Below are 23,462 nucleotides of genomic sequence, written 5' to 3' on the forward strand. Positions count from 1 at the left end.
AGGCATTGGTCAGTCACCCCCCGGAGCCATCCGGGGGCGTGCTGATGTACCGGTGCGCCTGTGGCTTCACCTTTGATCGAAGCCCAGACTGACGGCCCGGGGTGACCGCGGCGGCCGGTCCTGGGCTGCCTGCAGGCGCAGGTCCCAGGGAAGCGTTGGCCTGCTCAGGGCACCGGGTGGAGCCCGGCCAAGGTGACTTTGACCAGCCGGTGAACGGCCTCCGGCGATGTCAGACCGGCGGACGCTTCGAGGGCGTGAAGGCAGAACGCGGCGAGTTCATCCGCGGCTACGTCCCCCCGGAATACCCCGGCTTCCGCACCCTGGCGCAGGAGCTCTGTCAGAAATCCGGACAAGTGGCGCTCGGCGGGGCCCATATGTGCGCCTTGGTGCAGGGCGACGGCGTCGGCTGCTCCGAGCCCGGAGTGTGAGAGGAAGGCGTAGGCCTCCAGCACGGCTTCAAGCTGCTCGCGGGCGCCCCGCGTCCTGTCCCTAATCCGGGTCAGGACTTCCAGGTGCGCATGGACCTGACGCTCATGCCAGGCCGCCAGGATCGTCTCGACATCCGGGTAGTACTTATAGAGCGTTGCGCGGCCGATACCGGCCATCTGGGCGATTCCGGACATCGTCACAGCAGCCGCCGAATGGCCAGCGACCAGGGTCGCTGCGGCGTCCAGGATGGCGGTCCGGACGGCGCCGCGATGAGTCTCGATAGTCTCATCCCATAACTTTGGCATTCTCGCATCGTACAACACGCCACGCCTTGAACAACATGGCACACTGAGAACATACTGTCTTACAAAAGGATGTTCGCCCCCGACCGACAAGGAGCCTCATGGCAGAGCGCCCAATACCCAAACCCCAGCCCACACTAGGGCAGGAGCGCGGCCCAGCCCCCAGGCACCGAACGCCCCTCTGGGTCAAGGCCTTCCTCGTCGCCGCTACCTTGATTGTGGTGACTTTCGCGGTCATCCATCTCAGCGGCGGCGGAATGATGAACCACACCCCGTGAAAGTGATGACCCCTGGGCTCCGTAAAGCCACCCTGATGGTGCATGTGATCTGCTCGGTCGGATGGCTGGGTGCCGTCACAACGTTCCTTGTTCTGGCCATCACCGGACTGTCCTCCACGGACCCAGGACTGGTCCAGGCTGCGTATCTGGGAATGAACCTCATCGGCTGGACTGTGATCTTCCCGCTCAGCCTGGCCTCCCTGATTTCCGGCATCGTCCAGGGCCTGGGCACCGTCTGGGGTCTGTTCCGTCACTACTGGGTGCTGATCAAGCTCATGATTACCACCGTGGCCAGCGCCTTGCTGCTGGTTCATCTGCAGCCCGTTACCGCAATGGCGGAAATCGCAGCATCTTCATCCCTGGGTTCGGCGGACATGACCGGCATGCGGGTCCAGCTCGTGTTTGATGCCGGTGCTGCGCTGCTGGCGCTGCTGGCGCTGCTTGTCACCACGGTGCTGTCAATCTATAAACCTCGTGGGCTCACGCGATACGGGCAGGGAAAAACTGAAAAACAGCAGGCAATGGCGCGACGGCAAACGGCGTAGCCAGACGCAAAGCTTCCGTCACAGGTCCTGCCACAGGTCAGATGCCACAGACGATGCCCGGCGCAGGACCGGACACTGCCCGGTATGCACTTCCCGGTGGCCTATCCGGCAGCAATCAATTTGCTGTGAACACCGCCGCGGTGCGAGAAAGGTGAAGAAGTCCCGCGCAGATTGAAGGCATAAGACCTGACCGTCCCGGGAGACCCGCTGCGGTCATACGACCCGCGACGAAGGCTGTGGATGCGGCAACACCGTTGGCCCGGTGCCTGACCCCGGAAACCATGCGGCCGGGCTGGGCCGAGGCCGCGTCAATGGCCGCCTCCGCCTTGCCCTACCGGTCCATGAAATCCATCGATGACCGCCTCGAAGGGGCTGCGACAAAGCCGGTCATCGTGCCCGAGACCATTATCTGCGCAGCCGGTGCACCACTTCAAGGAACAATGCGGGGTCTGGTTTCCCGGCTAGCCCCGCTTCGCGGGCAATCTCGCCATCGATGACCAGGTCAAAGGCTCGGGACAGGCCCCCGGCTGCTAGAACAGCGGCGGAGTTGCGGCCTCTGCCGTCGACATACTTCTGGTAGTCCCTGGTGTTGAACGGGCTCCTGCGTGCCGTTGGTGGGACCCGCGGATCTTTGTGCACCTCGTAGAGCTCGGTCCATGCTGCCTCATGCACAGCCGCCGTGTCCGTGACGACGCCATCCAGATCAAATATAACGGCGTCAAAAGGCGGAAAAGCAGCAGCGGCGGTGGGTGACTCTGTCATCGCGGGCCCTTCAACCCGCGCACGAAGGGCGCCTTGCCCAGTGCTGTCCGTTCAAGGTGTTCCACCAAGTGTACATCCACACCAGTCTGCACAACTCCTGCCGCGGTGAGGGCGTCGCCTACTGCGGTCCGGACTCCCTGTATGGAAGCTCCGGGCGCGAGGCCCGCGAGGAGTACCCGCAGCCCGGAGGGTTCCTGGATGATCTGCCAGCCGGCAAGGGCGGCTTGGTCCAGAACGTGGTGGAACACGATCGGGTGGACATCTACGCTTCCGGCCTTGCCTGGCAGGTGGAGTACGTCTTCGATCCGGCCTTCGATGTCCTCCATTAGAGTGAAGGAGCGTCCGCAGGGGCAGCCTCGTCCGCCCAGCCGCACGGTGTCGGACATTTCGTAGCGGATCAGTGGAAGGGTCCGCGAAAACAGGACGGAGACGAGAAGCTTTGCCCCGGTTGTCCCTTGCGGCACCGGGTTCCCGTCCTGGTCCACGGGTTCGATGATCAGCAGGTCCTCGTAGACATGGCGGTCCCTGTAGGTACACGGGGAGGCGATCCCGGCCGTTTCGGTGGCGGCGTAGACATCGAAGGGGGCGCTTCCCCAGGCCGCTTCCATTTCGGAGGCGGTGTGTGGGCTGAGCACTTCGGAGGCGGACATCACGCCCTGGGGTGAGATGTGCAGCCGTCCGGCGCGCTGCTCGGCGGCCAGGGGTTTGAGTGCCGAAGCGTAGCCGACCAGGACCCTGGGCTGAAATTGGTTCAGCGCGGAGACCGTCTCTTCCATGGGTGCGGTGACGTCCAGGCGGAGGGTGGGGACGAGCTTGGAGCGCAGTGAGGCGCCGACGACGGCGGACTGGTGTGTGGGGACGCGGGAGCTCACGAGGGCCATTTTCAGGGGCCGGGTCAGTCCGGCTGAGATCCCGGCCCAGTCGTTCGCGCGGGCGTAGGACGCCAGGATTGTGCCCCACTCGGAGCGGTTCCAGATAAAGGTTCCGCGCCGGCCCGTGGTGCCTGCTGTCGCCGCGGCCCGCCACCGGCCCTTCCACGGCACCCCCGGGTCTCCACCGTGCTCGGTCAGGGACCGCAGATGGGTTTCCAGATCCGCCAGCCTCAGGTCCGGTGTGGTGACGGCCTCGTCGAAGTGGTCCATCAGGTCCGCCTTCGTCATGTGCGGCAGCTGGTTCAGGGGCGCATCGTGGAGTCCGGCATGGTGGCGGCGGTAGAACTCCGAGCCGGCGTAGGCGGCGCTGCGCAGTTCCTGCAGGGCGTGGTCCTGATGGGCGGTGATTCGTGCGGCGTCCCAGTGGTCCCTTCTCCGCCACGCAGCGCGCAGGAACAGTACGCGGGAGATGAGCCGGAGGTCCATGGCGGCGTGCCTAGCGGTTCCCGGCCGGGGCCAACGGCCGGGCAGCGCGGGCGGTGGTCGCTTCGGGTGTTTCCGGTCGCGGCAGCCAGGCCTGTGCCGGTCGGTAAGCGGGTCCGGGTGAGGGATTCGGGTCAGCAGGCATGGTGTGTCCTTCCGCAGAGGGGTCCGGGGCGGGGCATCGGGCGCTATCCACCCGTTGCCGGAACTTCATTGCGTGAGGGCTTCCGCGCGTTCGTCGTTTTCCGGCTACGCCCACAACATGTAGCCCCTACTGTATCTGTCAAGGTCTGCGGCCGGACCGGTCGGGCACTTCGGCGGTTAAGCTCCGCGACCGCGGCGGAGCACTGTGAGACGGGCTGTGTATTCGCTCTCGTCGATTTCACCGCGGGCAAAACGTTCTGCGAGCAGATTCTCTGCGACGCCTGCACGGGGCCCGCCATCTTCATACCGGCTGTTCCCGGCTCCCATGGATCGGGCGAAGAGGATGATGGCGGTGATGATGGCACCCCAGAACAGCACAAAGCTCACGCCCATCAGGATGTACCCCCAGACGCCCATGTCCCCGCCCCAAAACATCATCTCTGCTTCCTCGCTGCCACCTGGACCCATTGGTGCCCTGGTGTCCACTCTCGTTCCCGCGGGCTTCCGCCGTCAAGAGTCTTAGTCCCCTTGCCCTGGCCGGTCCCCCTGCAGGGTCGCCGGAGCACTAGCCAGAGCGAGGCCAAAATCAGTCCGATGCCGACCACCGCCCGGCGGCGGGCGTTCCCCGGGAAGGAACAGCGAGACACCGACGCCGATGACGGGCACGAGCATTGTCCAGTCAGGAGATCCAATAGGGCGCGCGTGGTTTCCCTGCCGGCGATAAGTTGGACCCCGCAGTTCATCGCGGTCCCGCTGTTCCTGTCCTTGGCCGGGACTGCCGCGGCGTTCCTGGCCTGGCTCATGATCGGCGGGGCCCTGCTGGCGGGATGGCCGCACTCCAGGAACCGGCGACGAACGATACTCTGGATCGCCGCCGCGGGGCCCGTGTTTTCTGGCCTTCAGGCTTGGCCTGCAGGACGCAACGGGACCATGCTCTCCCCCGGCCTCGGCGACGTGGACCTGGTCGCGGCCAGCGTCTGGCGTTTCCTTGCCGGGGGCTCTCCGCACATGTCCGTCGCCCGCCCGTTCCTCATCCCTTTTCCGGATCAGAGGGCGAGTTGACGCAGGTGGCAGTGCTGGATCAGCTCGATGGCTTCGTCGATGTCATCGGTGACCCGCAGGAGCCCGATATCCTCGGGCGTGATGAAACCCGGGCTCTGGAGCCGCTCACGGATCCAGACCATGAGCCCGGACCAGTGCTCGGTTCCGATCAGGACGACGGGGAATTCGTGGATCTTTCCGGTCTGGACGAGTGTCAGGGCTTCAAAGAGCTCATCCAGCGTGCCGAATCCGCCAGGAAGGACGACGAATGCGGAGGCGTACCTGACGAACATGAGTTTCCGGGCGAAGAAGTACCGGAATGTCATGGACACATCCAGGTAGGGGTTCAGTGACTGTTCATGCGGGAGTTCGATGCCCAGACCAACAGAGGTGCCGCCGGCTCGACGGCGCCGCGGTTGGCCGCCTCCATCAAGCCGGGGCCTCCGCCGGTGATGACCGCGAACCCGGCGGCTGCAAACCGTGCCCCCATGGTCCGGGCTGTTGTGTAGCGGGGATCGTCCTGGCCTGAGCGTGCGGATCCGAAGACAGCAACTGCCCTGCCCAGCTGGCCCGAGAGCAGGTGGAATCCGGCGCCGATTTCCAGTGCTGCGAGCAGTTCTTCATCAGTCATTTTCATGACGGTGCTGCTCCGGGGTGCATGCGGCAGTGCCGGTCGTGTTCTCCGGCTTCTTCGGCTGTGAGGCGTCCGTCCTCGATGGTGATGACCCGTTTGGCGGCGGTCCGGAGCCGTTGGTCATGGCTGACAATTATGACGGCCCGGTTTTCCATGCAGGCCGTCTCACACAGCAGCAGTGTCACGTCCTGGCCGGTCTTCGCGTCCAGGTTGGCGGTGGGCTCGTCGGCGAGGATCAGGCGGGGATCGTTCGCCAGGGACCGCGCGATGGCCACCCGCTGTTTCTCCCCGCCGGAGAGGTCCCGGGGCAGGTTCCGCAGACGGTGTCCGAGCTGAAGTTGCTCCAGCGCCGTCCGGGCTTTAGCTCGGGCCACTTTCCGGGGCACTCCGGCTGTGAGCAGGGGCATCATGACGTTTTCCTCCGCGGTCAGTGCCGAAAGCAGGTTAAAGGTCTGGAACACGAAGCCGAATTCGCGCAGCCGCAGCCTGGACAGTTGTGCCGGTTCAAGGGTGGAGGTGTCGTGCCCGGAGATGAGGATGCGGCCCGTCGTGGGGGACATGAGGGTGCCGATCATGGATAGCAGGGTTGTTTTTCCGGACCCGGAGGGTCCCATCACGAGCACAATGTCCCCGGCGTCAACGCTGAGGGATACGTGGTCCACGGCGGTCACGGCGGTGTGCCCGGTCCCGAAGGTCTTGGACACGTCCTCGACGGAGACGATGCTCATGCGCGGAACACTTCCGCCGGGTCGATGCGGGCCAGCCGGCGGACGGGCAGCAGCGAGGACACCACGGCCATGGCCAGGGTGACGGCGAAAATCCAGGCCGCATCGAGCCAGCGGATTTCCGTGATGAACTCCGGGACATAGTTTCCCGCGGCGGCGCTGACTGCAAGGGTCAGGCCCGCCCCGACGAGGTATCCGAGCACGGCTGCGGTGATGGCCTGCTCCACTACGACGGTGTAGAGCTGGCGATTGCTCACCCCGATGGCCTTCAGCACGCCGTATTCTCGGGCTTTTTCGATGGTTGAGGTGAAGATGGTCAGGCCGATGACGGTCATGCCCACGGCGATCCCGATGAACAGCAGGACCAGGATGATGGGCAGGAAGGTGTCCCGGACGATGTTCGTGTTGTTATCCACGAACCTGTCCTTGGTGATGGCATCCACCGCCGGATTGGCTTCGATCCGGGACGCGACCTCGCCCGCGCCGGTGCTCTCGTTGACCGTGACGAGGAAGAAGTTGGTGGCGCCGGGAAGCTGCAGGATGCTTTCGGCGTCTTCCTTGGTTGCGAACGCGAAGGAGAAGCTGAGGATGTATCCGCCCTCGGAGTAGCCGGCGACTTTCAGCGTCCTGCCGGCGACAGGGATGGTGTCTCCGATCCTGATGTTTTCGCTGCGTCCGACCACCCGGTCGATGATGATCTCGCCCTTGTCCGGGGCGGCTTTGCCTTCGACCACCCGCGCGGGGGCCCCGACGTTGTTCTCCGTGTCGTCGGCGATGACGTAGAGGTTGATGTCCTTGCCGTTGTGCGCGAACGCGACGCGGCGGCCGCTGAAGGGTTTGGCGCTGGCGACCCCGGGGACGCCGGTGAGGAAATCCCGGACGGTCAAAGGCAGCACGGAGGGAGTGTGGAACATGTCCGTCGCGCCGGTCTGGGTGATCCAGTAGTCGGCCGGCACGGTGCGGATGTATTCGCCGATCTTGTTGCTCCAGCCCTGGTACAGGCCTTGGATGCTCATGATCAGCAGCACGCTGAACGCGACCCCGCCGACGCTGATCAGCAGCCGGGTTTTTTCCTGGACAAGGTTCTTTACCGCCAGGAACAGCATGGCGGTAACCCGGCCTCCCCGTCCCTGCCCTGCTGCCGGTCCATCACGGGCCCTTCTGCAACTTCCGCCCCGTGACAGCGGGGCGGTGTCCGAAGCGGGGAACGAATCCGGGTACCTGCCGGCGGTAGGCGGCGTAGGCTTCGCCGAACTCGGCGTCCATCAGGTGTTCCTCCTTCCGGGCCAGGCGCAGGTAGACGATGAACAGGACCGGGAACATCAGCAGGGTCAGCAGGGTGGGCCATTGCAGCAGGAACCCGGCCATGATGATCAGGAACCCCACGTACTGCGGATGTCGCACCCTGCCGTAGGGTCCCGTGATCGCCAGACGGCGGTCCCGCTGGGCCGCGAACAGGACCTGCCAGGACAAGTAAAGCAGGATGAACCCGGCCGCGATCAGCACGTTGCTCAGAAGGTGCAGCGGGCTCAGGTGCGGGTCCCCTTGCCAGCCGGTAAGGTCCTGCCACAAATGACCCGAGTTGTGGTTTAGGAGATCCACGCCCGGTATCTGGTTCCCCAGCCATCCCGAGAGCAGGTAGATCGTCAGCGGGAAACCATACATCTCAGTGAACAGCGCCACGATGAACGCCGAAAAACCGCCCAGCGCCCGCCAGTCCAGTTTCGTCTTGGGCCGGACAAAACTGAACGCGAAAATGATGAACACAGCCGAATTGATGATCACCAGCCCCCACAGGTCATACCCGTAGTCAGTGGACATGTCCGGCACCTCCCCCGGGCCCGGGGCGTCCAGGCCCTCCCCGGGCTTCCAGCCCGCGATGCCCCTGATGGGTGGAGCTGCCATGTCCGCCGTGGCTTCCATGCCCGAACATACAAAAGCTCATCACGAGCACCACACCCAGATAGGGCAGCGCATCCAGAATATGGAGCCAGTGGTTGGTGATGAGGTAGACAGCCGCCGCGGCGATAAGGACTATCAGCAGCGTCTGTGTCCAGGGCTGATATGGGCCGCTGGAGGGCCCCGGTGCTTCAGGAAGACGCGGATCAGGAAGACTGCTCATACCCTGAGTCTCGACCCATCAGACCCTCTCGGCATAGGGCCCAACGGCCCCCGCACCAACCCGCGGGAGAAGGTCGGCCAGGTACTGCGTGACTCTTGCATTGCATACCCCGAGGGGGTATTCTATGGGTGTTGTCAGTGACGTGGTTTGTCCAGGCCCCCGGCCGTTACAGCCGTTCATCCCCAACAGCCCCCCTTTGCATCCACCCTCTCGAAGGAAAACTTACATGTGTGGAACCAGCGAATCACGAACTGAACTCCCCCTGGCCTCCGCTGCACAGCACGGCTGCAGCTGCTGCTCCCCCGCCGCAGACACCCGGGCCAAGGCTTCGGTAATGGAAAAGCCGGAGGTCCAGGCTTCCGGCGCGCAGTACGGCGTGGACGGGTTGACCTGCGGACATTGCGTCCAGACCGTTGAGAAGGCTGTGTCCGGCGTATCAGGGGTCCAGACCGCAACCGTCGATCTCGTCCCGGGCGGCACGTCCCGGCTGATCGTCACTGGCACTGCCGCCCCGGATGCCCTGGCTGAGGCAATCCGGTCCTCCGGCTATGCCATGGCCGGCGCGAAGTAGCCTTCCAACGGTTACGGGCAAAGGGAGGCCCGGCTTTCCCGGGCCTCCCTTCTCCTGGCTTACCTGTTGGTTGTCAGTGGCCCGCGGTGTGCTCGCTGGTGTGGTCCACGGTGGGTACCGGGCCGGGGTTCACATCCCCTCCGGTGCCGCTGATGGCCGGGCCTATAACGAACGCGGACAGGGAGAACATGGCCACGAAGACCAGCAGTCCCAGCGCCGGTGCAATCCAGCTGCCGAACCGCCGGTAGAGGCGGATTAGCATGGGAATGGACGCCAGAAGCCCCAGTGCCCCGAACAGTACGGTGCCGCCGGATCCCGCGACCAGCGCGGTCCCGGCGAGCAGCCCGATGTGATGCAGGACGTGCGGCAGGAGCCCCATGATCAGGCCGACCGCGCCGACCAACGTGTGCCACAGTGCGTGGAGCCTGCCCCTAAAGGTACGCGCTGCCGGAACCGCCTCTCCGTGACTGGTGCCGGCGGCCGGATGCAGGTGGGAGGAATGGTCAGCTGTCACGGTCTCTGCTCCCGGCGGTGTGAGGCATCCGGCTGGTCACCGGATTGCTCATTCCTCACCGCCGGTGCGGGACCGGACTACGAGCACCGGGGAGGGCGAATGATGAACAAGTTGGGTGGATACCGAGCCGAGCAGCAATCCGGTGAATCCTCCGAGGCCGCGGGAACCCACCACCACCAGGTCGGCGTTCTCGGCCGCCTTCAGGAGCACGCCGGCCGTGTTGCCCTGGACAACATCACCAGTTACTGTCACTCCCCCGCTGTCCACCCGCCTCAAGGCCTCGTCCTGGAGGCGGCGGGCGGCCTGGGGAAAGATCTCCGGGTCATGGACCAGGCCTTCCATCCCGACCGTCACGGGCGGGAACTGCCAAGCAGTCACGGCCTTTACTTCTCCGTGGCGCAGCCGCGCTTCAGCGACTGCCCATTCCAAGGCGAGGCGCGAGGGGGCCGAACCGTCCACCCCCACCACGATCCTGAATACCTCATCGCCGCCCATGAGCACCGCCTTCCACCAGGTTCTTTACAATGTTGCCCTCAGTGTGTCCTCCACATGATTCTCACCGCAAGGGCCGAAGTTCCCGACCCTGATCATTGGCCCCCGCTTTGCGGCCGAAACAGAACGCTGTGCGGGATCGTCGTCGCGGTAAGTGCCTGGCACACTTGGAACAATGGGTACCTGTCCGGGCTCACTGACCCGGGCCAGCCGCGCAACCGGTGCCGTGTCCTGGCCGGGGTCGGGCTGTTCGTGCTGGGCTCCGCGACGGTCTTCACCCTCTATGGGGCCGCGTTCGGCGCGATCGGTTCCTGGCTGTTGCGTTGGCAGGACCGGCTCATGCGCGGCCTCGGCGTGGTCGTGATTCTAATGGGGCTGGCGCTCCTGGGTCTGGCGCCGTGGCTGCAGCAGACCCGCAAACTTGCCCTGTGCCGGCGGACCGGCCTGGGCGGCGCCCCGCTGCTGGGCATCGTTTTTGGGCTCGGCTGGACTCCCTGCATGGGCCCGACGCTGAGCGCGCTGTCTCTAAGTGTCACGACCGGCAGCGCCGGACGCGGCGCACTTCTGGCCTTCGCCTACTGCCTTGGCTTGGGCATCCCGTTCGCGTTGAGGGCAATGGGCCTGGGGTGGGTCAGTTCGGTCTTGGCCCTCGTCCGCCGCCACATCCGGATCATGAATATCGCAGGAGCCTCCATGCTCATCATCCTGGGGCTCCTCATGGTCACCGGAGTCTGGGGCCGCTGGATCTACGAACTGCAAAACCTCTCCGGAACCTTCCTTACCCCCATCTGACACCCGCGAAGCCCATGCTTCGCCTATTGAAGGAGTTCCTATGTACACCGACCTAAACAGACGCCACTTCCTGGGCTTATCAGTGGCCACCGCCGCCGCGGCGCTGACAGCCTGCACCCAAACCCCCGAACCGACAACCGCGGCGTCCGAACGGGTCATGCCTACCGACCCTGTGGTCGCCGAACATGAAACCCAGCGGCCCTCCTCAGGGAACACCGTGACCCAGCCTCTAAACGCCGCGGCTTTCACTCCAGCGGTGGCTGGCAAGCCGGTAACTACCTGGGGCTATAACGGCAGCCTCACCGCACCCACCATCCGCACCAAGGCCGGTGATCAGCTGAACGTAAATCTGGTCAACGACTTGAAGGACGCAACCAGCATCCACTGGCACGGACTGGCCCTGCGCAATGACCAGGACGGCGTCCCGGGCCTCACCCAGGACCCGGTGGCCGCAGGGACCGAATTCACCTACGATTTCCGGCTCACCCACCCCGGCACCTACTGGTACCACTCCCATGTTGAAATGCAGCGCGAACGTGCCCTCTACGGAGCGCTGATCATCGAAGATCCGGCCGAAAAACTCGTGTACGACCGGGATTGGGTCATCGTTCTCGACGACTGGATGGACGGCATCACCGGCACCCCCGAGGACGTCGTGAAAGAACTCTCCGGCGGCATGTCCATGTCCGGTTCCATGCCCGGCATGGACCATGGATCCATGGGTTCCACGCCCTCCCCCTCGGGCCGATCAACAGGCATGAAACACATGCTCATGGGCTCCCGCAGCGACTTCCTCGGCGGCGACGCCGGAGACGTCAACTACCCCTTCCACCTCTTCAACTCCAAAGCCCCGGACCAGGCAGAAATCCTGACCGCCACAACGGGACAGGTCATCCGGCTGAGGATCATCAACGCCGCCGGGGACACCGCCTACCGGGTCGGAATCCCCGGCCAAAAACTCACCCTCACCCACACGGACGGATTCCCGGTCCAACACCAGGATGTCACCGCCGTCGTTCTCGGCATGGGCGAACGCATCGATGCCCTGCTCACCGTGGCAGAAGGCTTCACCCCCGTGATGGCGCTGGCCGAAGGTAAAATCGGCCAGGCCCTGGGCTTCATCAGCACCGGCACCGGCAAGCAACCGCTGCCGGCAGTGCTGCCGAACAAACTGGAAGGCACCGTCGTCGATGGTGGCCAACTCAAGGCCGACCCCACCGTCACTCTGACGGACAAAACCCCGGACCGGACCCACGAAGTTCGTCTCACCGGCGGAATGGAAAAATACGACTGGGGCATCAACGGCAAACGCTTCGACCTGACCAAGCCATTGGAGAACGCCTTCGACGTCAAGGCCGGTGAAAGGGTGCAGGTGAATTTCGTCAACGACACTGACATGTGGCATCCCATGCACCTGCACGGACACACCTTCCAGGTATCCGGCGGCGGAGCCCGCAAAGACACCGTCATCGTCCGGCCCAAACAGACCGTCACGGTGATCTTCGACGCCGACAACCCGGGCCAGTGGCTTACCCACTGCCACAACGCCTACCATGCCGAACGCGGCATGATGGGCGTCTTCTCCTACATCAAATAGGGCCATGACAGACCTGTTCATTCCCTCCCCGACCGTCAGCGCCTTCCAACTCGGTCCGCTGACCATACGTTTCTATGCCCTCGCTACACTGGCAGGTATTGTCGTCGGCGTCTGGCTGACCGCCCTGCGTGACAAGGATTTGAGGTTCCGCGCAACCGGCCGGGTAGGATCGCTGCAGAGGGCGAAACCTACTAGTTCTTTTTCGCGATGAACACGGGGTGGGCAGAAGTGCGTCATTCGATGCGACAGCACCAGGCCTTTTCCAACGTGGCCACAATCACCGCGGTCCTGTCGTTCCTCCTCGCCGTAACGGGCATTCTTGACCTGCCGATGACGTCTTCGCCAGCAACCGGACCTGGCGCTGTATCGCACACCATCGCGTCGGTCCGCACGGAAGCCGCTGAAGTCGTGAGCCTCCGCTACACCCCTTCCCGTGACACAGTTGTCGCTGCGGATAACGGTCCGGGGAACCAACCAGTTCCGTCCCGTACTGGACACTGCCCCATGAACCTGGGCTTGTCGGTGGCCTGTCCTGATGTGCTGTCGCCTGCCATCCTTGCCGCATCAGTCCCGGGATCTCCCGGCAGCACCCCGGCTGCCGATACGACAGCACAGCCAGCCGGGGCGCTGCCCGAGGTCCCCGGGGCACCCCTGCACCCTGTATCGCTCATCCGGCTGTCCATCAGCCGCGTATAGGAGACCTCTGCCCTCCGGACTTTTGATCGGGGGCATCGACGTCCCGCCACTGTGTCCACGCATCTGGAGCGGACGTACTCCGGAACTAACCAGGCCGTCAGATCAGGAAACCTCATTTCCAGGCCTGTCACCACCGCTCTAATACCTGGCCTGCGCGCCACGAGAGCGACGGCTGGACACTTCTTCAACCGCTTTATCGAGCCCTGAGAGGAATTTCTGTCATGAGTAGTACGACACAAACCGCGGTCATGGAGGTGCGAGGTGTCCACTGGGCCTCGTCCAAGAGCATCGCCGAAGCCACGCTCTCCCGCCGGCCGGGCGTGCTCAGCGTGGAAGCGAATCCGGTCTCGCAGACCGCGAACGTCACGTTCGACCCAGACAAGACCTCCATCGCCGAGCTGGCCAGCTGGGTACGGAAATGCGGCTACCACTGCGCCGGGCTCTCCGTCCCGGACCACATCTGCGATCCAATGGCCGGCGTCAGCCCGGCCCCGTCGAAGGATCAGGGCCATACTCACGACGACCACACCGCCATGTCCCACGCCGGTCATCCCGGGCACGGCACCACAACCGCCAAGAAACCCCAGGCCCACGCCGGGCACACCGGGCCGGTCACCAGGAATGCGCAGGAGGTCATGGGTCATGGCGGCGGCCACGGCGGCATGTCGATGGCCTCGATGGTGCGTGACATGCGCAACCGGTTCGTTGTGGCAGCTACACTCTCGGTGCCGATTACTCTTTGGTCACCGATCGGCAGGGATGTCTTCGGGTTCACGGTCCCGGCCCCCTTCGGGTTGCGGGACGACATCTTTGCCTTGGTTCTGTCCGTGCCGGTCATCTTCTATGCGGGCTGGATCTTCTTCGACGGCGCCTACCGGGCGTTGCGTGCCCGGACACTGGACATGATGGTCCTTGTCGCCGTCGGTGTCGGGGCCGGCTGGGTCTACAGCCTGGTCGTCACCGTGACCGGCGGCGGGGACGTCTTCTACGAGGCCGCCACCGTTCTGGCCAGCTTCGTACTGCTGGGGCACTGGTTTGAAATGCGGGCGCGGGGCGGGGCCAACGACGCCATCCGGACGCTGCTGGAACTGGCGCCGGCAAAGGCGCTGGTGATCCGTGACGGGGAACCGGTGGAGGTCCCCACCTCCGATGTCGTGCCCGGGGACCTCCTGCTGGTACGCCCGGGGTCAAAGATTCCCACGGACGGGACCGTTGAAGACGGCGAATCCGATATTGATGAATCCATGGTCACCGGAGAAAGCCTGCCGGTGGCCAAGACCGTTGGCTCTAAAGTCATCGGCGCCACCGTCAACACCACCGGAACCCTGAGGGTCCGCGCCACCAAAGTTGGTGCGGACACGGCCCTGGCACAGATCGTCGCGCTGGTCCAGGAAGCCCAGAACTCCAAGGCTCCGGGGCAGCGGCTGGCGGACCGGGCAGCGTTCTGGCTCGTCTTTGTCGCGCTCATCGGTGGCAGTGCCACCTTCGCCGTGTGGCTGCTGACCGGCGCAAGCTTCCAGACGGCGCTGCTCTTTGCCATCACCGTGGTGGTCGTCACTTGCCCCGACGCGCTGGGCCTGGCCACTCCCACGGCGATCATGGTCGGCACCGGTCTGGGGGCTAAGCGGGGCATTTTGTTCAAGAACGCCACGGCCCTGGAAACGGCTGCCCGTATCGAAGCCGTTGTCATGGACAAGACCGGGACGCTGACCCAGGGCAAGCCGGAAGTCACCGACTTCATCTCCGTCGGCATTGACGAGGATGAACTGCTGGCCCTCGTGGCCGCCGTGGAACGGGAGTCCGAGCATCCCCTCGCCGGCGCCGTCGTCAACTATGCGAAGGGCAGGGGCGTGCCCACACTGGATGCCACGGAGTTCCGCAATGTTCCCGGCCACGGCGCCGGAGCGACGGTCCGGGGACGCCAGGTGTTCGTGGGCAACCGCAAGCTTATGGCCGCCCAGGGCATTGACATCGGCCCTGTGGCCGACCAACGCCAGGAACTGGCGTCAACGGGGCGAACGGCGGTCCTCGTCGCGGTGGACGGCCGCGCGGCAGGGGTCATCGCCCTTGCCGACGCAGTCCGCGCGACGGCAGCTGCGGCTGTCGCGGCGATGCACGAAGCCGGCATCGAAGTCATCATGCTCACCGGGGACAATGAGGCAACCGCCCGGAGGATCGCCTCGCAATTGAACATCGACACGGTCATCGCCGAAGTGCTGCCCGGGGACAAGACAGCAAAGATCGCAGAACTGCAGGCCGCGGGCAAGCGGGTCGCCATGGTCGGGGACGGCGTCAACGACGCCCCGGCCCTGGCACAGGCTGACCTGGGCATCGCGATCGGGGCGGGAACGGATGTGGCGATCGAAACCGCCGACGTGGTCCTGATGCGCTCGGATCCGCTGGATGTTCCCGTCGCCCTGCGCATCGGCAAGGGAACGCTGCGCAAGATGCGGCAGAACCTGGGCTGGGCCATCGGTTACAACGTCATCGCCCTGCCCATCGCTGCCGGCGTCTTCTTCGCCTCACTGGGCATCAGGCTCAGTCCGGAGATCGCTGCGATCTCGATGTCCGGCTCCAGCGTCATTGTCGCCGTGAACGCCTTGTTGCTCAAGCGCCTGCGCCTGCCGGAGCAGGGAGAGGCCACCGGCAGCACGATCAAGACAGAACCTGCCCCGGAGCCAAGCGGCGTCCGTTAAGCCGCCCCTGCGCCCGTCCCCGTTACTCTCATAGACAGATAGGACCTGCCATGACAGACCATCAGCAGCCGCAAACCCTGGTACCCGCTCTCAGCCCGGACCAGCTGGACCGCATTCATGCCTGGTGGCGGGCAGCGAACTATCTGTCCGTGGGACAGATCTACCTCATGGACAACCCGCTGCTGCGCGAACCGCTGCGCCCGGAGCACATCAAACCCCGACTGCTGGGGCACTGGGGCACCACCCCGGGCCTGAATTTCATTTACGCCCATCTGAACCGGGCCATCATGGAACGCGACCTGGACATGATCTACATCATGGGTCCCGGGCACGGCGGACCCGGCCCGGTGGCATCGGCCTGGCTGGAAGGCACCTACAGCGAAACGTACCCGGATATTTCGCTGGACACCGCAGGGATGAAGCGGCTGTTCCGCCAGTTCTCCTTTCCCGGCGGCATCCCCAGCCATGTGGCCCCGGAGACACCGGGGTCCATCCATGAGGGCGGGGAACTCGGATACGCGCTCTCGCACGCTTACGGCGCAGCGTTCGATAACCCGGACCTCATCGTGGCGGCTGTCATCGGTGACGGGGAAGCCGAGACGGGCCCGCTGGCCGCGAGCTGGCACTCCAACAAGTTCGTAAACCCCGGCCGGGACGGCACCGTCCTGCCGATCCTGCACCTGAACGGCTACAAAATCGCCAACCCCACGGTCCTGGACCGGATCAGCCATGAGGAACTGGACTCGCTGCTGCGCGGGTACGGCCACACACCGTATTACGTGGAAGGTTCCGACCCGGAACAGATGCACCAGGACTTCGCCCGGACCCTGGATGCCTGCCTGGACGAGATTCTTGAGATCAAGCGCGCCGCCCGTGAGGACGGCCGGACGCAACGGCCCCGCTGGCCCATGATCGTCCTGCGCTCTCCCAAGGGCTGGACCGGACCGGCCGAAGTGGACGGGCTGAAGGTGGAGGGAAGCTGGCGTTCGCACCAGGTGCCCTTCACCCAGGCCCGCGAAAACGACAGCCATCGTGCCGTTCTGGAGCAGTGGCTGCGCAGCTACCGCCCCGAGGAACTCTTCGACGACGCGGGTGCTCCGGTGGCGGCGGTCGGCGGGTTGCATCCGGTCGGGGAGCGGCGCATGAGCGCCAACCCGCACGCAAACGGAGGGCTGTTGCTGCGCGACCTGCGCATGCCAGAGTTCGCCGACTATGCCGTGCCGGTGGCGGATCCCGGCACCGGGGCCGTGGAATCCACCCGGGTGCTGGGCACGTTCCTGCGGGACATCATGGCGGCGAACATGGACAATTTCCGGGTCTTCGCCCCTGACGAAAACAACTCCAACCGGCTGGGGGCCATATTCGACGCGACCGAGCGGGCCTGGAATGCCCGGACTGTTCCGGAGGATGACCATCTGGCCCGCGACGGACGGGTCATGGAAATCCTTTCTGAACACACCTGCCAGGGCTGGCTGGAAGGGTACCTGCTCTCGGGGCGGCATGGCTTCTTTTCCTGCTACGAGGCGTTCATCCACATTGTTGACTCGATGTTCAACCAGCACGCCAAGTGGCTGACCACGACCAACGACATCCCGTGGCGCCGGCCGGTCGCTTCCCTGAACTACTTGTTGACCTCCCACGTGTGGCGGCAGGACAACAACGGGTTCTCCCACCAGGACCCGGGGTTCATTGACCATGTGATCAACAAGAAGACCGACGTCATCCGCGTCTACCTGCCACCGGACGCCAACACGCTCCTGTCCGTGGCCGACCACTGCCTGCGCAGCCGCCAGTACGTCAACGTCATCGTCGCCGGCAAGCAGCCGCAACTGCAGTACCTGGACATGCAGCAGGCCATCGTGCACTGCACCAAAGGCATCGGCATCTGGGACTGGGCCAGTTCAGATGCGGACGGGGAACCCGACGTCGTCATGGGCTGCGCCGGTGATGTGCCAATTATGGAGACTCTCGCCGCCGTCGACATCCTCCGCGGGCGGTTCCCGGATCTGAAGATCCGGGTGGTCAACGTTGTTGACCTCATGCGCCTGCAGGATGACACGGAACATCCCCATGGCCTGTCCGGGCGGGACTTCGATGCCCTGTTCACCACGGATAAACCGGTGATCTTCGCGTACCACGGCTACCCGTGGCTGATCCACCGGCTCACGTACCGCCGAACCAACCACGGCAACATCCACGTCCGCGGCTACAAGGAAGAAGGCACCACCACGACCCCGTTCGATATGTGCGTTCTCAACCAGCTCGACCGGTTCAACCTGGCCATCGACGTCATCGACCGGGTGCCCAGGCTGAAGGACGTTTCGGCGCATGTGCGCGAGGAGCTCAAGAACAAGCTCATCGAGCACCGGCAGTACATCCGCACACATGGAGAAGACATGCCCGAAATCCGGAACTGGGAGTGGACGTCCGCACCGGGTCCCGCCAACAACCCGGCTGATGAAGCAGCGGAACCGGCGTAGCATGGCGCAGGTCCATGCGGGCGGCGGCCGTCCCTCCAGTGATTCCCGGCATGGCGCTGCCTTGCCGTATCAGGCAGTGCTGTTCGATATGGATGGAGTCGTCACACAGACCGCCGCCGTGCACGCGGCAGCCTGGAAGCAGCTCTTCGACGCCGTCCTTCAGGACCCCCGGCTCACCGGGCGCCCAAGGAGGGATCCGTTTGACGAGGACGCGGATTACCGGCAGTACGTCGACGGCCGGCAGCGCGAGGACGGAGTCACCGCCTTCCTGGACTCCCGCGGCGCCCGGCTTCCCGCCGGCAGCCCCGATGACGGGCCGGACATCTGGTCCGTCCACGGACTCGGCGCCCGCAAAAACGACCTGTTCCTCGAGGCAGTGACGCGCAATGGCATCAAGGCCTACCCCGGGACCACCGCCCTGCTGGCCCGACTGCGGGCCGCACGCATCCCCGTGGGCCTGGTCACAGCGAGCCGCAACGCCCGCGCCCTGCTGACGGCGGCCGGCCTCGACACCGGATTCGACGTCATCATCGACGGGCAGACCGCCGCCGAACACGGCCTGCCGGGCAAGCCCGACCCGGCCATGTTCCTCGAGGCGGCCCGCCGGCTCGGCGTGGCACCCCGGCATGCCGCGGTTGTCGAGGACGCCGCTGCCGGTGTCCAGGCAGGACGCCGCGGCGGATTCGGTCTGGTCGTCGGCATCGACCGCGCGGGGCATCGGGAACAGCTGGAACTGGCCGGCGCCGACATTGTCCTCGGCGACGTCGCTGAGCTGGACCTGGGGGTTTCACGCACCGATCCGTGGACGCTGGCCTACGAAGGGTTCGATCCTGCCCACGAAGGCCACCGGGAGGTCCTGACCGCCCTGGGCAACGGGTACATGGCAACACGCGGAACCCAGCCGGAGCACAGTGACGACGGCGTCCATTATCCCGGCACCTACCTGGCCGGTGTCTACAACCGGACAACGAGCACCATTCACGGCCGTGACCTGGAAGAAGAACATCTGGTCAACGTCCCTAACTGGCTGCCGGTGGATGTGCGCATCGGCGCAGGCCCGTGGTGGTCAACGGGAGACATACCCGTCGCCGAGGAACGAAGCGAGCTCGATCTGCGCCGGGGCCTGTCGACCCGCCGCGCAACCCTCGCGGGCCCGGACGGGGAACAGCTCAGCCTCGTGCAGCGGCGGCTGGTCTCCATGCACAACCCGCACCTGGCCGCGCTGGAGACGACCCTGACGGCCCACGCCTTCAACGGGACCGTGGGCATCCGGGAAGGCATCGATGCCCGGGTGGCCAACACGAATGTCCGCGACTATGCAGGCACCGGGCAACGGCACCTGACCGATCCTGAGTTCACGGAAGTGGATGCGGGCGTTCTCCTGTGCGCCGTCCAGACCAGCCAGAGCAGGATACGCATCGCACTGGCCGTCCGGACGGTGTTCGACGGCGCCCCGGCGGCAACGCCCCGGGACGCCGAGAGCGACGGCGGACGGTACCAGCGGCAGTTCGACCTCCAGTTGACCGACGGAGAACCGGCCACCATAACCAGGACCGCGTCGCTGGCAACCTCCCGCGACGGCGCCATCTTCTCTCCTGAGGCCGCGGCCCTCGCCGGGCTTTCCCGCGTTGACACGGGCTTCACCGCACTGCTCAAGGACCACGAAGCGGCCTGGCGGCGCCTGTGGAAGCAGTTCGGGATCAGCCTCGACGGCGACCTGCAGTCCCAGCTGGTCCTCAACCTGCATGTGTTCCACCTGCTGCAGACAATCTCCGTGCATACCGCAGCCCTCGATGCCGGCGTGCCGGCCCGGGGCCTGCACGGGGAGGGCTACCGCGGTCACGTCTTCTGGGACGAACTGTTCGTCTTCCCCGTGATTGGGCTCCGGCTCCCTGACGTCAGCCGGGCCCTGCTGGAGTACCGCTGGCGCCGGCTGGATGCTGCGCGGGCCGCCGCACGCGCGCAGGGCCTCCGGGGGGCGCTTTTCCCGTGGCAGAGCGGCAGCGACGGACGGGAGGAGACGCCCCGCCAGCTCTACAACGCCCGGTCCGCCCGCTGGATGCCGGACAACTCCAGCCGCCAGCGGCACGTCGGACTCGCCGTCGCGTACAACGCCTGGCAGCATTTCCAGGCCACCGGGGACCGGGACTGGTTGACGGCCCGCGGCGGGGAACTGATCATCGAAGTGACCAGAATGTTCGCCTCGCTGGCCGACTATGATCCGGAAGAGGACAGGTTCCACATTTCGGGGGTGATGGGACCCGACGAATACCACGACGGGTACCCGGATACGCCCGGGACCGGCCTGCGCGACAACACGTACACCAACGTGCTTCTCTCCTGGCTCTGCGAACGCGCCGCCGATGTGCTGGCAGAACTCGCGGGCCACCCCGGCGATGACCTCACCGAGCGGCTGCACGTCACCGCGGAGGAAATCAGCCACTGGTCCAGGATCAGCCGCCGGCTCACCGTGCCGTTCCATGCCGACGGAATCCTCAGCCAGTTCGACGGTTACGAAGACCTGGCAGAACTGGACTGGTCCGGCTACCGTGCCACGTACGGCAATATCGGGCGGCTCGATTTGATCCTCGAAGCCGAAAACGATGCCACCAACCGGTACAAACTCGCCAAGCAGGCTGACGTCCTGATGCTGATCTACCTGCTGGGGCCCGCAGGGGTGATCAGGCAGCTGCACCGGCTCGGCTATCCTTTCGCGGAGCCCGATCTGGTACGCACCGTGGAGTACTACCTGGCCCGGACCGCCAACGGATCAACGCTCAGCCGGGTGGTGCACGCCTCGGTACTGGCACGGATTGATGAATCCCGGGCCTGGCAGGTCTTCCGTGAAGCCCTGGTCGCCGATCTGGACGACACCCAGGGCGGCACGACCCGGGAAGGTATCCATCTCGGCGCCATGTCCGGAACGGTCGATATCGTCGCCCGGGCTTTCGCCGGCCTCCAGACAGAAGCCGGTGCGTTGACCTTTTCTCCCCGGCTCCCGGCCCGGCTGGGAAGTGCCGGGTTCCAGATCCGGTACCGGGGCCACCGCATCGATGTGTCCCTGAGCGCGGAAAACCTCCGGATCCGACTGCAGCCCTGCAGTGCACCCGCTGTGCGGATAGGCGTCGAAGGAACCTATGCACAGCTCGCCGGCGGGGAAGACATGAACTTCCCCCTGACACTAAAGAACGCAAGATCCGCAGGGCCGGAAAACCGCCATCAACAAAACACCGCAACCGCAAGTGGGAAGGCATACCAATGAGTAAGACCAGAGTGGCCGTCAACGGATACGGAGTCATCGGCAAGCGGGTAGCCGACGCGGTCCTGTTGCAGCCGGACATGGAATTGGTCGGCGTCGCCGATATCATCACCGACTGGCGGATCCGCTCCGCCGCGGGACGGTTTCCCCTGTTCGCATCCACCGCCGAAGCACGGGACGCCATGAGTCAGGCAGGCCTGACCATTTCCGGAGGCCTGGATGACCTGCTGGCCCAGGCGGACGTTGTCGTCGATGCGACCCCCAAACATGTGGCGGCCGGCAATCTGCCCCGCTACCGGGCGGCAGGGGTGAAAGTCGTCCTGCAGGGCGGTGAATCCCACGACACCACCGGGCATTCCTTCGTGGCGCAGGCCAACTACGACAGCGCAGTGGGCCGGGACATGACCCGCGTCGTTTCATGCAACACGACCAGCATCGTCAGGGTACTCGGTGCCCTGCAGGAAGCGGGCCTGCTGGCCAAGGCCCGCGGAGTCCTCATCCGCCGTGCCACCGACCCCTGGGAATCACATCTGGGAGGGATCATGAACACCATGGTCCCGGAACCGAAAATTCCTTCCCACCAGGGTCCGGACGCCCGGACCGTCCTGCCCGATCTGGACGTTGTCACGATCGCGGCCAAGGGCGCCCACACCCAGACCCATAACCACTACTGGACTCTCCAGCTCACCCGAGCCGCCAGCCGGGAGGAGGTCCTTGCAGCGCTGCGGGCCGCACCGCGGATAGCCTTCATCCGGATGGCTGACGGACTGGTCGCGCTCAACTCGACCATCGAACTGATGAAGGATCTCGGCCGGCCCCGCGGGGACATGTGGGAAGTCGCAGTCTGGGAGGAACTGGTCACCGTTGAAGGAGATGAGGCCTACCTGACCTACCAGGTCTACAACGAGGCCATCGTTGTGCCTGAAACCATCGATGCTATCCGCGCCCTGACCGGGTCCGCCCCGGACGCAGTGACATCGATGACGATGACCGACTCAACGCTGGGCATGCGGCAGGACTTCCTCGCCGAGCATCTGCCCGTCCTGCCGGGAGGCCAGCCATGAACCACGACCACCAGCACCCCGACCAGTCAGCCGGGACTTCCGTCCCGGAGGGCCAGCCACCGGCCCGGCGATCCTCCCCGCTGAACTTCGGACCCGGCCCCGCGGGAAGCGCTCTGCGCCGCACACTGACCGTCCTGACCGTCGCCGCCGCCGTGATCTACCTGCTGACCAACCACTGGGTGCATGTGCTCGATGCATTGCCCTACATTTTCGTCGTGGGGATGCTTGGCATGCATCTGTTCGGTCACGGAGGCCACGGAGGCGGGGGTGCTAAATCATGACAAGTGATGACTCCGGGTACAACCTGTGGTTCCTGGTGATTCTGAACTCCGCCATATTCATTGTTTTCGCGTTCAGCTTCGTCAAACCCAAAACGAAACTCGACTGGCGGGCCTTCGGCGGGTTCGCCGCGTTCATCGTCGCGTTGTTCACAGAGATGTACGGTTTTCCGCTGACCATCTACTTCCTCTCCGGCTGGCTGGGCAGCCAGTTCCCGAATCTGAGTCTGCTGACCCATAATTCAGGGCATCTATGGCAGGACCTGATGGGCTGGCAAGGAGATCCGCATCTGAACCCCCTGCACCTGCTGAGTAACGTGCTCATAGCTGCCGGCTTCATCCTGCTTTACCGCGCCTGGCAGGTTCTCTATGCCGCCCAACATGAACACCGGCTGGCGGTCACTGGTATTTATGCCCGGCTCCGCCACCCGCAGTACCTGGGGTTCCTGACGATTATGTTTGGGTTCCTGCTGCAGTGGCCCACCCTCCTGACCCTGATCATGTTCCCGGTTCTGGTAGTTGTTTACCATCGGCTCGCCCGCCGGGAGGAAAAAACAATGGTGGCCGAATTCGGTGAGGACTACCTCACCTACGCCCGCCAGGTTCCAGGCTTCATCCCCCGGTTCGGAAAGAACAAAGGTGTACCGCACGTTCAGGGCCCTGAGCACCATCACTAGCCATGCTCC

25 protein-coding genes and 1 pseudogene are annotated in these 23,462 nt (G+C 65.0%); 14 read left to right on the top strand and 12 right to left on the bottom strand.

Annotated features, from left to right (window positions below; translation table 11 throughout):
• Positions 1–164: 164 nt before the first annotated feature.
• Positions 165–734: a TetR/AcrR family transcriptional regulator gene (locus AC50YA_RS18825; protein ID WP_494983737.1), complete on the bottom strand. Its 570-nt coding sequence runs from the start codon at positions 732–734 to the stop codon at positions 165–167.
• 98 nt (positions 735–832) lie between these two features.
• On the opposite strand from AC50YA_RS18825, the gene AC50YA_RS18830 reads away from it, so the two are divergent.
• On the top strand, positions 833–1,009 hold the full coding sequence (locus AC50YA_RS18830; protein WP_494983738.1) for a hypothetical protein: 177 nt from the start codon (positions 833–835) through the stop codon (positions 1,007–1,009).
• Positions 1,006–1,554, top strand: coding sequence for a DUF2269 domain-containing protein (locus AC50YA_RS18835; protein WP_494983739.1), 549 nt, complete (start codon positions 1,006–1,008; stop codon positions 1,552–1,554). Before AC50YA_RS18830 ends, AC50YA_RS18835 begins: the two co-directional genes overlap by 4 nt.
• 405 nt (positions 1,555–1,959) lie before the next feature.
• On the opposite strand, the gene AC50YA_RS18840 is transcribed toward AC50YA_RS18835, so the two are convergent.
• The 3 genes from AC50YA_RS18840 to AC50YA_RS18850 all read right to left on the bottom strand — a co-directional run bounded on the left by AC50YA_RS18840 (position 1,960) and on the right by AC50YA_RS18850 (position 4,253).
• Positions 1,960–2,316 (bottom strand): HAD family hydrolase, encoded by a 357-nt coding sequence (locus AC50YA_RS18840; RefSeq protein ID WP_494983740.1) that lies wholly within the window; start codon positions 2,314–2,316, stop codon positions 1,960–1,962.
• On the bottom strand, positions 2,313–3,674 hold the full coding sequence (locus AC50YA_RS18845) for a phenylacetate--CoA ligase family protein (RefSeq protein ID WP_494983741.1): 1,362 nt from the start codon (positions 3,672–3,674) through the stop codon (positions 2,313–2,315). Before AC50YA_RS18845 ends, AC50YA_RS18840 begins: the two co-directional genes overlap by 4 nt.
• A gap of 318 nt (positions 3,675–3,992) precedes the next feature.
• A complete protein-coding gene (locus tag AC50YA_RS18850) occupies positions 3,993–4,253 on the bottom strand; it encodes an SHOCT domain-containing protein (protein WP_494983742.1) in 261 nt (86 codons plus the stop codon).
• Positions 4,254–4,409: 156 nt separating this feature from the next.
• Here AC50YA_RS18850 and AC50YA_RS18855 point away from each other — a divergent pair, with 156 nt between their 5' ends.
• Positions 4,410–4,877, top strand: a complete 468-nt coding sequence (locus AC50YA_RS18855; RefSeq protein ID WP_494983743.1) for a hypothetical protein — start codon at positions 4,410–4,412, stop codon at positions 4,875–4,877.
• On the opposite strand, the gene AC50YA_RS18860 is transcribed toward AC50YA_RS18855, so the two are convergent.
• Genes AC50YA_RS18860 through AC50YA_RS18885 form a run of 6 tightly spaced genes read right to left on the bottom strand, consistent with a single transcriptional unit; the run spans position 4,862 to position 8,337 of the window.
• On the bottom strand, positions 4,862–5,236 hold the full coding sequence (locus tag AC50YA_RS18860; RefSeq protein ID WP_494983781.1) for an LOG family protein: 375 nt from the start codon (positions 5,234–5,236) through the stop codon (positions 4,862–4,864). The genes AC50YA_RS18855 and AC50YA_RS18860 overlap by 16 nt on opposite strands.
• The gene (locus tag AC50YA_RS18865; RefSeq protein ID WP_494983744.1) at positions 5,203–5,487 is read right to left on the bottom strand and encodes an SLOG cluster 4 domain-containing protein; all 285 of its coding nucleotides are present in this window, start codon (positions 5,485–5,487) and stop codon (positions 5,203–5,205) included. The genes AC50YA_RS18860 and AC50YA_RS18865 overlap by 34 nt, the downstream gene beginning before the upstream one ends.
• Positions 5,488–5,489: 2 nt before the next feature.
• Complete coding sequence (locus AC50YA_RS18870; protein ID WP_494983745.1) at positions 5,490–6,218, bottom strand: ABC transporter ATP-binding protein; 729 nt, start codon at positions 6,216–6,218, stop codon at positions 5,490–5,492.
• Complete coding sequence (locus AC50YA_RS18875; protein WP_494983746.1) at positions 6,215–7,321, bottom strand: ABC transporter permease; 1,107 nt, start codon at positions 7,319–7,321, stop codon at positions 6,215–6,217. The genes AC50YA_RS18870 and AC50YA_RS18875 overlap by 4 nt, the downstream gene beginning before the upstream one ends.
• 43 nt (positions 7,322–7,364) lie before the next feature.
• Entirely contained in the window at positions 7,365–8,120 is a 756-nt protein-coding gene (locus AC50YA_RS18880) for a methyltransferase family protein (RefSeq protein WP_494983747.1), read from the bottom strand.
• Complete coding sequence (locus AC50YA_RS18885) at positions 8,026–8,337, bottom strand: DUF2933 domain-containing protein (protein WP_494983748.1); 312 nt, start codon at positions 8,335–8,337, stop codon at positions 8,026–8,028. The genes AC50YA_RS18880 and AC50YA_RS18885 overlap by 95 nt, the downstream gene beginning before the upstream one ends.
• Positions 8,338–8,671: 334 nt before the next feature.
• Here AC50YA_RS18885 and AC50YA_RS18890 point away from each other — a divergent pair, with 334 nt between their 5' ends.
• Positions 8,672–8,908, top strand: coding sequence for a heavy-metal-associated domain-containing protein (locus tag AC50YA_RS18890; protein ID WP_494983749.1), 237 nt, complete (start codon positions 8,672–8,674; stop codon positions 8,906–8,908).
• Between the two features lie 73 nt (positions 8,909–8,981).
• Here AC50YA_RS18890 and AC50YA_RS18895 read toward each other — a convergent pair whose 3' ends face one another.
• A complete protein-coding gene (locus AC50YA_RS18895) occupies positions 8,982–9,422 on the bottom strand; it encodes a hypothetical protein (protein WP_494983750.1) in 441 nt (146 codons plus the stop codon).
• A 48-nt stretch (positions 9,423–9,470) separates the two neighbouring features.
• On the bottom strand, positions 9,471–9,917 hold the full coding sequence (locus tag AC50YA_RS18900; RefSeq protein WP_494983751.1) for a universal stress protein: 447 nt from the start codon (positions 9,915–9,917) through the stop codon (positions 9,471–9,473).
• Positions 9,918–9,971: 54 nt separating this feature from the next.
• On the opposite strand from AC50YA_RS18900, the gene AC50YA_RS18905 reads away from it, so the two are divergent.
• The 10 genes and pseudogenes from AC50YA_RS18905 (at position 9,972) to AC50YA_RS18950 (ending at position 23,453) form a co-directional block, all read left to right on the top strand.
• Positions 9,972–10,706 (top strand): cytochrome c biogenesis CcdA family protein, encoded by a 735-nt coding sequence (locus tag AC50YA_RS18905; protein WP_494983752.1) that lies wholly within the window; start codon positions 9,972–9,974, stop codon positions 10,704–10,706.
• A 40-nt stretch (positions 10,707–10,746) separates the two neighbouring features.
• Entirely contained in the window at positions 10,747–12,303 is a 1,557-nt protein-coding gene (locus AC50YA_RS18910) for a multicopper oxidase family protein (RefSeq protein WP_494983753.1), read from the top strand.
• Positions 12,304–12,307: 4 nt separating this feature from the next.
• Positions 12,308–12,433: pseudogene (locus AC50YA_RS18915) on the top strand (prolipoprotein diacylglyceryl transferase); the annotation flags it as partial.
• 110 nt (positions 12,434–12,543) lie between these two features.
• Positions 12,544–12,999 (top strand): hypothetical protein, encoded by a 456-nt coding sequence (locus AC50YA_RS18920; RefSeq protein WP_494983754.1) that lies wholly within the window; start codon positions 12,544–12,546, stop codon positions 12,997–12,999.
• 221 nt (positions 13,000–13,220) lie between these two features.
• Entirely contained in the window at positions 13,221–15,695 is a 2,475-nt protein-coding gene (locus AC50YA_RS18925) for a heavy metal translocating P-type ATPase (protein ID WP_494983755.1), read from the top strand.
• Positions 15,696–15,745: 50 nt separating this feature from the next.
• On the top strand, positions 15,746–18,175 hold the full coding sequence (locus AC50YA_RS18930; RefSeq protein ID WP_494983756.1) for a phosphoketolase family protein: 2,430 nt from the start codon (positions 15,746–15,748) through the stop codon (positions 18,173–18,175).
• Between the two features lie 61 nt (positions 18,176–18,236).
• Positions 18,237–21,437 (top strand): beta-phosphoglucomutase family hydrolase, encoded by a 3,201-nt coding sequence (locus AC50YA_RS18935; protein WP_494983757.1) that lies wholly within the window; start codon positions 18,237–18,239, stop codon positions 21,435–21,437.
• A complete protein-coding gene (locus AC50YA_RS18940; protein WP_494983758.1) occupies positions 21,434–22,498 on the top strand; it encodes a type II glyceraldehyde-3-phosphate dehydrogenase in 1,065 nt (354 codons plus the stop codon). Before AC50YA_RS18935 ends, AC50YA_RS18940 begins: the two co-directional genes overlap by 4 nt.
• Positions 22,495–22,779: a DUF2933 domain-containing protein gene (locus AC50YA_RS18945; protein WP_494983759.1), complete on the top strand. Its 285-nt coding sequence runs from the start codon at positions 22,495–22,497 to the stop codon at positions 22,777–22,779. Before AC50YA_RS18940 ends, AC50YA_RS18945 begins: the two co-directional genes overlap by 4 nt.
• The gene (locus AC50YA_RS18950) at positions 22,776–23,453 is read left to right on the top strand and encodes a methyltransferase family protein (RefSeq protein ID WP_494983760.1); all 678 of its coding nucleotides are present in this window, start codon (positions 22,776–22,778) and stop codon (positions 23,451–23,453) included. The genes AC50YA_RS18945 and AC50YA_RS18950 overlap by 4 nt, the downstream gene beginning before the upstream one ends.
• The last annotated feature ends 9 nt before the right edge of the window (positions 23,454–23,462 follow it).

The organism is Pseudarthrobacter sp. RHLT3-21 (assembly GCF_059383495.1).